Here is an 11,734-nt window from a genome sequence, read left to right as displayed (position 1 = left end):
GTGGACCGTCGGGGACTCGAACCCCGGACCTTGGGATTAAGAGTCCCCTGCTCTACCAACTAAGCTAACGGTCCAAAGTGCATATGTCAAAGATACTGCGCGCGCTGGGGTGGGTGAAGGGATTCGAACCCTCGACCTCCAGAGCCACAATCTGGCGCCCTAACCAACTAGGCCACACCCACCGTGGCGCAAGTTGATATATTAGGGCAAAACAACCTGCAGTGCAAGACAAATTTCTAAATATTTTGCCTTTCACAAAATAACGGTTGCCACCTGGCGTTTTACCACGAAAGAAGCTCGTAGCCGTCGTCGGTCACCACAAGCTGCACTTCCCACTGCGCCGAAGGCTTGCCGTCCGCTGTGCGGATAGTCCAGCCGTTGGGGTCGGACATGTCGATATCGTGCTCCCCCGCGTTGATCATCGGCTCGATGGTGAAGCACATGCCCGGCACGAGCACCGGGCCCGTCCCCGCTTCGGCGACGTGGCTCACGAACGGGTCCTCGTGGAACTCGAGGCCGATGCCGTGGCCGCCGAACTCCTCGACGACCGAGAAGCCGTTCGCATGCGCGTGCGCGGAGACCGCAGCTCCCACATCGCCCAGATGTCCCCACGGCTTCACCGCGGCCAAGCCCGCCTCGAGCGCCTCCTTCGTGACGCGCACGAGCTTTTGCTTCTCCTCGTCGACCTCGCCAATCATGAACATGCGCGAGGAGTCGGAGAAGTAGCCGTCGAGAATCGTGGAGCAGTCCACGTTCACGATGTCGCCCTCTTTGAGCACGTCGTCCTCGGAGGGGATGCCGTGGCAGACGACTTCGTTGATGGAGGTGCACACGCTGTTGGGATACCCCTCGAAGTTGAGGTCTGCCGGCGTGCCGCCGTGCTCGATGGTGTAGTCGTAGATCCACTTGTCAATCTCGGCGGTGTTCACGCCCGCTTTGATGTGCTCGGCCACGTAATCGAGCACGCCGATGTTGATGGCTGCCGACTTCTTGATGCCCTCGATGTCGGCGGCGGTCTTCAGAAGCGAACGATGGGGCACCTCTTCACCCTGCTCATATAGCTCCTGCAAACGCTCGTCCAGGTTGAGGTGGCACTTCTTGTATTTCTTCCCGCTGCCGCACCAGCACTCGTCGTTGCGGCCAGGGGACTTCATTCCGTCGAACATGCTCTGCCTTTCTACAGGGCGCCTCGCTCGGGCGCCGTTTTGTGTCGCCCTCCATTGTAGCCTTTGGTGAATACGGGAGATATGGAGAGTTCGAGCAAGATTCTCTCCCCGTGCAACATATCGCTTGCTCGAAACGTGTTAGAGGTGAGACCGGTCGCAAGCGAAACAATATAAGCCATGGCGGCCTATGCGGCTATCATCAAGGAAGCAGGGGGAGGAGACGATTGAAAAGGACAGTGAACCACACCCTTGAGCAGACGATTGAGACTTGGGGTGCCATGGTCTACCGCATTGCGTTCGCGTATTGCGGCAACGCGCATGACGCAAGCGACGTGTTCCAAAACACATTCCTGAAACGACACCTTCACAGCGGCACCTTCACCGACGCCGATCACGAAAAGGCATGGCTCATTCGCGTGGCAATCAACTATTCGAATGACATCCTGCGACAACGAGAAAATCGTTTGGCCGAACCGCTCGAAAGCCCCGCTGCAGAAGCCAAGGCAGCGTCAGACTCGCTGCAGCAATTTGAATCGGAAAGCAAAATGGCAGCGCAGGACGTAATGCTCGAACGTGCACTTGCGGCGCTGTCGCCGAAACAACGAGCCGTGGTGCACTTGTTCTACTACGAGGGATACTCAACAACCGAGATCGCCGGAATCATCGGAGACGCACCCGCCACCGTACGCTCCCACCTACATCGTGCCCGCAAAGCACTGCGCATCGAACTGGAGGACACGCAATGAACGAACACGACTTTTTCATCCGCTACGCCGAACTCATGAAAAGCATAGAACCCAGCGAGGAACTCGTCGCCGCGACGCTCGCCCGCGCGAAGGAGCAGGCCACTCACTCGGGACGCAAGATACGATTCCGCAAGCCGCACAAGCCGTATGCAATTGCCGCCTGCCTCGTGGCGGGAGCGTTGATCGTCGGCGGCGTCGGATACGCTGCCTCGACAGCGGGAGGAGCCATCCCTTCGCCGCAGTCAGCAACGCAGGCAGTCACTCACGGCTTTACCGTTCGCGCCTGGGCGAGCGATGGCGGGACCATCCTCCCTACCGAAGACGGGCAGATTGTCTTCGACCGCACGCACTCCCAATGGACGCAAACTGGCGAAGCCGAAGGGTACTTCACTGGATGCACGTTCACCGTAGAAGGCGAGGGCATCTCCCGTGTGCAGGCGAGCATATCGACGGGCGAGCTGTACCGACAAGACGTCACGACGATTTCCCAGATCAGCGACCCGGTCGCCTTCAATCGCGCCGTCAATTGGGACGATCGTTTTCGCGGACTCGACGGTACGCTTTCGAACTGCGACTCGGTAATCGTCGTAAAATGGGACACCGAGGAAGGCGGAGACCTGAACGGCGAGGAGCCGCGAAGCAACCAGGAAATCCAAGCCGCCCTGTTAAAGCGTTACGGATCGGTAATCGACCTTGCACTTGCAGACTCGCCCGGCATCGCAGATGGCACGACGTGCTTCGGCCTGTTCAACCCGGATGTTGAAAGTGACCCCTTATCGCTTTTCGACGGCGCCGTGCTCACCGTAACGGCCACTTTCGAAGACGGAAGCACATCAACCCAAGCCATCACGCTACATGAAGCGATGTTCCGCGTAGAACCTCGCTATACCGACAACGCAACTTACTTCGATATGACTTCTGAGATCACAAGCCGCAGCGTCGACGCGAACCTGGTCAAAACGCATGCTGTCACCCCTGTCGAAAACGCCGACGGGACCTACTCGCTCGCATCGGTATATGGCGAGATTGCCTCCACCACCAGCGACCCCTTCCCCAGCGGCGACGAAACAGCCAACGAGTTCGCGAGAACATTGATGCCGAACAGCGTCGATGAAGATGTGAGCTTGGTCGACGAGACTGAACCTATAGGCAAAAGCTCGAGCGAATTGGTAATTATGGGAGTCAATGACGCAGTTGCAGCGCAGAAAATCACCATGTCAAGTGACAAATACGGCAACCCAGATGTATCCCTTATCGACTGCGACTCCGTTGTCGTCCATGCACCGACTGTCGTGTTCGGCAGCGAACCGCCGCTCGGTCGAACAAAGAGCGAGTTCGCTTATTTGAGCGGGTTTGGAGGCGATTCGTCTTATGCCGACAAATGGCTCGAGCAACGCTTTGGCATGGCGTTCAACGACGACGGAACTCTTGCCACGGACGGGTTCACCTTCGCAACAATCACGGTCGATGTCGAGAACACCGGCGGCGCCGACGAAGACTTCGTCGGCGGATGTGAAAACCTTGCTACCCTCGTGGTAATCAGCGATGAGGGCAGTGTGTCTCGCATCTCGCGCACATCCTACGAGCTCGTCGAAGAGGTAGCGGCGCCGTCGCGAGCCGACGATTACGTGGGAGCAATCTATAGCGCTCCCGCAAACAGCCATGTGACCTGCATATTTTCCTATGCAATCCCTTCGCACTTCGCGACGGACGGAAACGTGTATGTCATGGTGGGCGGCAAGCTCTTCCCCGTTAACGCGTAAAGACCGCGAGGGGGCTGGCGGTTGAAGGGGATATACTTGGCTTCATGAAAAAGTGGGGCGGCGGGTTTTTGGGGATCTACCGCCCCGAGTCCCGGCACTTGAGGAGGCTAATCGCTGTGAAAATCGCTGTGAGCGCGTGCCTTTTGGGTGAGCCGTGCCGTTATGACGGGCGCTCGAAGCCCTGCTCGCACGTGCGGGAGCTTGCCGCGCGTGGGCACGAGCTTGTGCCCATCTGCCCTGAGGTGGCAGGCGGCCTTCCCACGCCGCGGACCCCTTGCGAGATAGTGCGCGCTCCGTGGATGAACAGCAGTGAGGAGCGCACTGACGGCAGCACGCCGAACTTTCTCGAAAGCGAATCAAATCGTGAGGAGAAGGAGTGCTCGGGCGGAGCGGAACATGGGCAGGGCGGCTCTGCGTCGCGCGGCGTCGAAGCAAGCGTGGCGGATGCTCGTTCTTGGACGATCCTCGACGCAAGCGGCACCGATCGCACGGCCGCCTACGCCCGCGGCGCGCAGGCCGAGCTCGCACGCGCGAAAGAAGCAGGCTGTAAGCTGGCCATCCTCAAGGCGAAGAGTCCCTCATGCGGATCGGGGGAAGTCTATGACGGCACGTTTTCGGGCACGCTCGTGCCTGGATGGGGCATCGCCGCGGCCACATTCAGCGACGCGGGCATCACCGTAATCGACGAGACCGCCGACTTCAGCCGCCTATCCCGAGTGTAGCCCGGCCAGCGCGCCCTCGGCCATTTCTACTCCACCGGGCTCAGCAGGTCGACCAAATCGTCGCGGGAAAGCGAGGCGAGCGACACGCCGGACGCGCCGACGACTTGGTCGGCAAGGTCGCTTTTCGCCTCCTGAAGTGCGAGGATGCGCTCCTCGATCGTTCCCTTCGCGATCACGCGCTCGACGCTCACCACGTGCGTCTGCCCGATGCGGTGCGCACGGTCGGTCGCCTGATCCTGCGCCGCCGCGTTCCACCAGGGGTCGGCATGGATGACGACCGACGCGCCCGTGAGGTTGAGCCCCGTGCCGCCCGCCTTGAGCGAAATCAGGAACACGGGCGTATCGTCGGCGTTGAAACGGTTCACCAGCTCGAGCCTCTCCTCCTTAGGCGTTGCGCCCGTGATCGTGAAGTAACGCACGCCCGCCGCGTCGAGCTTGTCGGCAATAAGCGACAAGAAGCTTGTGAACTGGGAGAACACGAGCGCCTTCTCGCCGCCGCCCATCGCGGAATCCACCAGATCGCAAATCGCGTCGAGCTTCGCCGCAGGTCCCTTGTAGTTCTCGTAGAGCAGACGCGGGTCGCAGCACAGCTGGCGCAGGCGCGTGAGCTCAGCTAAGATCTGCACCTTGCTCTTGTTGAACTCCGCATCCGACATGCCGCTCTTGCGCCCGCCGTCCTTGGCAGCCTTGTCGTTCTTCTGGCGCGTAAGTTCCTCACGAAGGCGCTGCTCATGTGCGGAATACAGCTTCAGCTGCTCGCCGGTCATGGGCGCATACACAACGCTTTCGAGCTTCTCGGGCAAGTCGGAGAGCACCTGCGTCTTCAGGCGGCGCAGCATGAACGGGCCCACGAGCGCCTGCAACCTGCGCGCGATGTCCTCGTCTCCGCCGACGATCGGCAGCTCGAAGCGCTCGCGGAAGCGCGCATAGGGGCCAAGCAGCCCCGGCATCAGGAAATCGAAGATGCTCCAAAGCTCGGAGAGGCGGTTCTCCATCGGAGTGCCCGTGAGCGCGAAGCGATGCTCAGCCTCGACGCGCTTCACCGCGCGCGTGACGAGCGCCGCCGGGTTCTTCACGTATTGCGCCTCGTCGAGCGCGCACAGGAAGAAGCGCTCCCCCACCCAGTCGTGGATGTCGATGCGGAGCAGGTCGTAGGAGGTCACGAGCACGTCGCACGGGTCCGCGGCGGCAGCGCCGTCGGGCGCGGGAAGCGAGAGCGCCCTGATGCGGCGGCGCTCGGCTTTCGGGCCCGCGACGGCGCGAACCGTGAGCTCGGGCGCGAAGCGGGCAAATTCCTGCAGCCAGTTGTACACGAGCGACGCCGGGCACACGATAAGGCTCGGCCCCACACGGCGCGCCTCGTCGCGACGGGCGAGCAGAAGCGAGATGAGCTGCAGCGACTTGCCCAGGCCCATCTCGTCGGCGAGGATGCCGCCGAACCCCGCATCGCAGCGCGCGGAAAGCCAGCGGAAGCCTTCCTCCTGATAGGGGCGCAGCACGCTCGAGAGCTGGGCGGGCGGCGTGTAGCTTTGCTCGTCGACCGAGCGGAAGTTGTCCACATAGCTCTTAAAGGAGCGATCGCGGTCGAGGTCTTTCTCCTCGTCGAGGTAAAACGCGCGGTAACTCGGCAGCTCGACCTTGCCGCTCGCGAGTTCCTTTAGAGAGATTCCCAGGTCAGACGCGATGCGATCGAGCTCGGCCAAGTCCATATCCTCGAGCGAGAGATACGCGCCGCCCTTGAGCTTGTGGTAGTGCTTGCGCTTGCGATAGCTCGACAGCAGCGCGGCGAGCTCGTCGGATTCCAAGTCGCCCGCGCTCACCGTAAGATCGATCAGGTTGCCCGCAAGCGACACCCCCATGGAGATGCGCGGCTTGCCGTCGCGGATGAGTCGGTCGAAGGCGGGCGTGGTGAAGACCTCGCCGAGCGCGCGGAACTCGGGCAGGCCGCCGAAGAGCAGGTTGCCCACCGCATCGTCGTCGGCGTTCGGGATGATCGGATCCCCCAGGCCGAAGTAGCGCTCAACAAGCGTCGTCGCACGTGCCTCGAGGCGGGCATCGCGCAGGGGCCCCGGCTCTTCGGCGCGCTCGGTCTTGCTTGCGAGAGCAATCCCGCGCGCGGCGGACGCGGCACGCGCGCGGCGGACGGGCGCGGGCACGACGGCAGCACCCGAAGCATCGACGAGATAGGCCTCCTCGCCGGCCAAGACGTAGCGGAAGTCGCCGTAGGTCGCCACCGCCTCCACGCGAACGCCCGCGCGGACCTTGTCGAAGTAGAAGGAGATTTCGCCGGGTACGGGGCGGAAGCGCTCCACCTCAGGCGGCATGTCCATGTGCAGCGCCTTCTCCACCTGGGGCAACACGGCGGAGCAAAAGAGCGGCATGTCCTCCTTCGAAATGAACAGGCGCACATCGGAGCCCTCGTAGACCATGCGCAAGAAGTCGGCGCAGCGAGCAAGCTCCGGCGAGCAGCGGTACACGACGTCGCCCATCCACAGGTACATACGGCGGCCCTGCGCGGCAAGCACAACGTCGGAGCCGCGCTCGATGCAGTAACCGTCCTCGTTGGATTTCTCGAGCGACACCCTGACCTCGGGATCTGCGTGAACGATGTGTGCCTCAGTGACCGAGCGCGTGCCGATATCGGTGCCGCGAATGGTGAACGGCCCCCCGTCGAGCGCGTCGAGCAGCTCGACGACCTCCGCTTCCGAGAGGCTGATATCGCGACCGACATCGGGCGCCAAGGCGATGCCCCAGCGGGTGGTCTGCGCGCTCCGTTCGCGCAGGGAGACGGCGCGGTCGAGGAACTCCGCCACGCGACGGCCGCGCTCAGTAAGGAGCGCCGGTGCGTGCGTGAAAGCGAGCTTCTTCCCATAGGAGAATCGCTCGCCTGCGCGCATGCGCGACACGAAGTCGGAGATGCTCTTCATGACGTAGGAAGACGTAGGGCTTGCCACCTTGAAACTCGCCGACCACAGACGGTAGCCGTACGTAAGCGTGCACTCGAGGTCAATCGAGCCTTCCATGTCGCTGTCGTCGGCGAACTGCTCACCGCGGCGCATGAGCTCGATGATGCAGGCCGATGTCGCCACGCGGCGACACGGCGTGTAACCCATGAACTTCTCAGGCGCGCGGGAGAAGGAGAGCGCGAGCGCGGCGCAGTGCTTGCACAGCCCGTCGTATTCCACCACCGCGGGGCAGGTGCACGACCAGTCCTCAACCGTTTCCTCGTCAGGCGACAGATAGACCGTGGAGCGATAGTGGTCGTCCCACCCGCTTGAGCTTGCGACCTGGGCAGACAGCACTGTCTCCCCCACCTCGTAGCGCACACGCTTCGTCAAGATGTTGCGATCGTTCGCGGCTATCCGCTCGGCGCGGGCAAACGTGCGTGAATTGCAATTGGCAGCTATTTCGCGTTCCGAAATCACATGACTCCTTTTTTCGTAAACGCTAGTGTAGCACGGCGATGCAAGCGCAAACGCACGCCCCCGCCGTTTGCGGCGACGGGCGCACGAGCGGAGCTGGTGGCCCTAGCAGAGAAGGACGGCGAGCGCTGGCGAATGGGCAGCGGCGCCCCGCGAAGACGAGCGCACTCAGGCAGCGCGCGGGCGCGAGGGAAAAGTAAGGCGCGCGAAGGGGCGCAGCAGCGCTACAATCAGGCAGAGGGAAAGGCAGGGACAACATGGCGATCGAAGACGACATCGCGGCATACGAGCCGGCAAACGAGCAGGAAGAAGTCGACAGGCAGGTAATTCTCTCAGTGATTGACACGTGCGAGAACGCGTTTTCCCGCGAGGCGCTCGCACATATGGCGTGCTCCATCTGGGTCGTAAGCCCCGATTGCGCGCAAACGCTGCTCGTGTTCCACAACATCTACGGCTCGTGGTCGTGGATCGGGGGCCACGCCGACGGCGAGCGCGACCTTGCGGCCGTCGCGCTGCGCGAGCTTCAGGAGGAAACGGGCGTGTCGCACGCGCGCATGGTGACGCTCCCGGCGGGGAACATCTACTCTCTTGAAGTGCTCACCGTCGACGGACACGAGAAGCGCGGGAAGTACGTCGGGTCGCATCTGCATTTGAACGTGACATATCTCGCCGTGGCCTCCCCCGACGAGCCCATCCGTATAAAGCCTGATGAGAACAGTGGCGTGAAATGGGTGCCCACCGAAGACGCCATCGCGCTTTCCACCGAGCCCTGGATCCGCGAGCGCATCTACCGCAAGCTCATCGACAAGCTGGACGATCCCGTCGTTCGCGCGGCGATCGCAGAGGTCGGAGGTCGGAAAACTATTCGCTAAAACGAAGGGTTTTTCTTTCGAGGTTCGCTTGATAACCGTTCGTTTTCCCGAACATGATGAGATGAGCCGCCGAGAGCTCGCACCCGCGGAGCGCCCGGCGGCAGTTTTAAGTGCACCCTAGAACGCCTCGAAGCGAGCGCGGCGCTGTTCTACCAGGTCATCGGCGGGAACGCTTGCCAGCTCGGCAAGTTCGCGGCGCACGTAGTCGCGCACCACGTCGACCGCTGCATCGGGGTTCTCGTGCGCAGGCGCGGGTCCTTCGGAGAGCACGTCGTCGACGATGCCCATGCCGTGCGCCTCGGCGGCGCTCATCTTCATGACGGCAGCGGCCTCGGGGGCACGTGTGCGGTCCTTCCACAAGATGGACGCGAAGCCCTCGGGCGACAGCACAGAGTACACCGAATGCTCCTGCATGGCGACGCGGTTCGCGACGGCGAGCGCGAGCGCACCGCCCGAGCCACCCTCGCCCAAAAGCACGCTTACGATAGGAACCTTCATGCCCGCCATGGCGAGCAGGTTGTCCGCGATGGCGTTGCCCTGCCCGCGCTCCTCTGCCTCCATGCCGCAGAACGCGCCCTGCGTGTCGACGAAGCACACGATGGGGCGCCCGAACTTCTCGGCCTCGCGCATGAGGCGCAAGCTCTTGCGGTACCCCTCCGGCTGCGGGCAACCGAAGTTGCGTTTGATGCGGTCTTTCAGGTCGCAGCCCTTTTCCTCAGCGATCACCGTGACCGCCTGGTTGCCGATCCAGCCGACGCCCGCGACGATCGCAGCGTCGTCGCCGAACCCGCGATCGCCGTGGAGCTCGATGAACCCGTCGACGATGCGGTCGATGTAGTAGCGCGACGTGGGCCTGTGCACATTGCGCGCGAGCTGCACGCTTTCCCATGCGCTCGAGGTTTGCGCGCCCGAGGCGGCCTGCGCATCGGCATTGGCAGCGGGCTCGGCGGCAGGGGCTCCCGCGGTGGGAGCGAACGCGACAGTCTTCTCGTCCGGGATATGGCCCGCATGCGCGTCGGCGGCGGCGCGGCGGCGGTCGGCCTCGCGCTCGAGCTGCTTCGTCTTGCCCCCGAACCACCCGAAGACGGTCTCGGCGAGCGACAGGGAAAGCGAATCGTCTTCCCCATCGTCGCGCAGCAGCCCCTCGTCGACGGGGAGCAGACCGTACGTCACCTTGTTGTAGGTGTCGGTACCGTGCTCGAGGTTCGACTTCACCGAATCGTACGTGACAATCATGCGCTCCTCGCCCGCGACCGGCTCGCCCTGCACGTGCGTCGCGTAATGGAGCGCGAGCAGCTGCGCAAGCGTCGCGCGCAAATCGGAGCGCGACACAACGGCGTCGATGAGCCCGTGAGAGAGCGCGAACTCGGCGGTTTGGAAGCCCTTGGGGAGCTCTTGCTTGATGGTGTCGCGAATCACGCGCTGGCCCGCGAAGCCGATGAGCGCATGGGGCTCCGCGAGGATGATGTCGCCCTGCATGGCGAACGACGCGGTGACGCCGCCCGTCGTCGGGTCGGTGATGACCGAGATGTAGGGCAGGCCGCGCTCGGCCAGACGCGAAAGCGCGCAGGACACCTTCGCCATCTGCATGAGCGATGCCAAGCCCTCCTGCATGCGCGCGCCGCCCGAAGCGGTGAAGGCGACGACAGGCAGTCCCTCGTCGGCCGCGCGGCGCACAAGGCGCGCCATCTTCTCGCCGACAGCGGTGCCCATCGACCCCATGAGGAAGGTGGACTCCATGACCGCAAATGCCGTGCGGATACCGGCAATGCTGCCAACACCCGTGCGAATGCCCTCGTCAAGGCCCGTTTTCTCACGCAGCGCCGCCAGCTTTTCGGTGTAGCCCGGGAACTCAAGCGGGTCAGGCTCGGGCATATGGGCGTCCCATTCCTCGAAGCTGCCGGAGTCGAGCAGGTCGGCGATGCGTTCGTCGGAGGTCATACGGTAGTAGCCGCCGCACGTCGGGCACACGTAGTGCGAGGCGGCGAGGCTCTCCTCGGCGAACTTCAGCCCGCAATGGGGGCACGCGCGCCACTTGTCGACCGCGGGCGCCGCCTTCTCCGTGGTGCACAGCACCCAGCCGAGCGCCGGGGTGTCGTTTTTCAGCGGGCGGAAGACGTTCACGCCGCGCGAGATGGCGCGCGAGAGGAAGCCATCGACCTCGCCGAGCGATTGCGACTCATCGCACAGGAGCACCGTGCCCGCGCCGCATTCCTGGGCCGCATCGAGGACGGCGTGCGCATTACAGAACAGGGCATCGGAGTACTTCTCGCCCAGACACACCGTGCCCGCCGCCTGGCGCAGATAGGGCTCGAAGCGCTTGTCCGTGGTGAAGGGCAGCCACACCGAGAAGCCGGCGTCGGTGGCAGCCTGCACATATTGCCTGGCCATACGGCCACGCGACATGAGCAGCACGCGAGGGCGGGCATCTTTGGCGTCGTTGCCGTCAACCGGGGAGTACGCGCTTGCGTCGCCCGAGGGAACGACGTTGTACCCCGACGAATCCGCCGCGTCGACGGCGTTCGGGGCGAGCGCGCCCTCGGCCGCCGCCTCCTCGGCGATCCGCGAGAGGCGATACGCCACGCCTGCCTCAGGCGCCGACGCCTTCCCCTGCTCCGACGTCGAGGTTGCGGGAGCGAATGCCCCGTCCGCGTCAAACGTCACATACCCTTGCTTTGCGATCTTCATGCCAACCCTCTTTGACTACCTGTTTTCCCTAGAAATCGAGCTATTCCTCGGAACGTGCGAGCACGTACTTCTGCGTCGCCGTGGCACAGACCTTATCCCCGACGCGCGCCTCGACGTCGGCCACGACCATGCGGGTCGAGGACTTCACGATCGTCGCCGAGAGCGTGAGCACGTCGCCCGGCAGCACCTGGTTGCGGAACTTCGCCTTGTCGATACCCGCGAAGAAGCCGAGCACGCCTTCGTCTGCGCGATCGACGAGCGCGCAGAACGAGGCGGCTTGCGCGAGCGCCTCCATGATGATGACGCCCGGCAGCACCGGGTGCGTCGGGAAGTGGCCGCGAAACAGCGGCAGGTC

General features: G+C 63.4%; 8 protein-coding genes and 2 tRNA genes. 4 read left to right on the top strand and 6 right to left on the bottom strand.

Annotation, left to right across the window (positions count from 1 at the left end):
- Position 1 precedes the first annotated feature (1 nt).
- The 3 genes from Q0I65_RS09285 to Q0I65_RS09275 all read right to left on the bottom strand — a co-directional run bounded on the left by Q0I65_RS09285 (position 2) and on the right by Q0I65_RS09275 (position 1,166).
- A tRNA-Lys gene (locus Q0I65_RS09285) sits at positions 2-74 on the bottom strand.
- 31 nt (positions 75-105) lie between these two features.
- A tRNA-His gene (locus Q0I65_RS09280) sits at positions 106-182 on the bottom strand.
- A gap of 99 nt (positions 183-281) precedes the next feature.
- Positions 282-1,166 carry a methionyl aminopeptidase gene (locus Q0I65_RS09275; protein WP_277012840.1) on the bottom strand — a complete coding sequence of 295 codons (885 nt, stop codon included), beginning with the start codon at positions 1,164-1,166 and terminating at the stop codon, positions 282-284.
- 236 nt (positions 1,167-1,402) lie between these two features.
- Here Q0I65_RS09275 and Q0I65_RS09270 point away from each other — a divergent pair, with 236 nt between their 5' ends.
- The 3 genes from Q0I65_RS09270 to Q0I65_RS09260 all read left to right on the top strand — a co-directional run bounded on the left by Q0I65_RS09270 (position 1,403) and on the right by Q0I65_RS09260 (position 4,397).
- Entirely contained in the window at positions 1,403-1,912 is a 510-nt protein-coding gene (locus Q0I65_RS09270; protein ID WP_296062799.1) for an RNA polymerase sigma factor, read from the top strand.
- Positions 1,909-3,675, top strand: coding sequence for a hypothetical protein (locus tag Q0I65_RS09265; protein ID WP_296062797.1), 1,767 nt, complete (start codon positions 1,909-1,911; stop codon positions 3,673-3,675). The genes Q0I65_RS09270 and Q0I65_RS09265 overlap by 4 nt, the downstream gene beginning before the upstream one ends.
- A 116-nt stretch (positions 3,676-3,791) precedes the next feature.
- The gene (locus Q0I65_RS09260; protein WP_296062794.1) at positions 3,792-4,397 is read left to right on the top strand and encodes a DUF523 domain-containing protein; all 606 of its coding nucleotides are present in this window, start codon (positions 3,792-3,794) and stop codon (positions 4,395-4,397) included.
- A 26-nt stretch (positions 4,398-4,423) separates the two neighbouring features.
- On the opposite strand, the gene Q0I65_RS09255 is transcribed toward Q0I65_RS09260, so the two are convergent.
- On the bottom strand, positions 4,424-7,822 hold the full coding sequence (locus tag Q0I65_RS09255; RefSeq protein ID WP_296062789.1) for a DEAD/DEAH box helicase: 3,399 nt from the start codon (positions 7,820-7,822) through the stop codon (positions 4,424-4,426).
- A gap of 254 nt (positions 7,823-8,076) precedes the next feature.
- Between Q0I65_RS09255 and Q0I65_RS09250 the strand changes: the two genes are divergently transcribed.
- A complete protein-coding gene (locus Q0I65_RS09250; RefSeq protein ID WP_296062787.1) occupies positions 8,077-8,691 on the top strand; it encodes an NUDIX hydrolase in 615 nt (204 codons plus the stop codon).
- Between the two features lie 117 nt (positions 8,692-8,808).
- Here Q0I65_RS09250 and Q0I65_RS09245 read toward each other — a convergent pair whose 3' ends face one another.
- Positions 8,809-11,379 (bottom strand): acetyl-CoA carboxylase carboxyltransferase subunit alpha, encoded by a 2,571-nt coding sequence (locus Q0I65_RS09245; RefSeq protein WP_296062784.1) that lies wholly within the window; start codon positions 11,377-11,379, stop codon positions 8,809-8,811.
- 40 nt (positions 11,380-11,419) lie between these two features.
- A partial coding sequence (locus Q0I65_RS09240; protein WP_296062782.1) for a hotdog domain-containing protein occupies positions 11,420-11,734 on the bottom strand: 315 nt, incomplete at its 5' end.

Origin of the sequence: uncultured Ellagibacter sp. (assembly GCF_934643285.1) — a bacterium.
Classification (GTDB): domain Bacteria; phylum Actinomycetota; class Coriobacteriia; order Coriobacteriales; family Eggerthellaceae; genus Ellagibacter.
The sequence above is the reverse complement of the archived record's forward strand: the minus strand, read 5'-3'. Positions and strand labels throughout refer to the sequence as shown.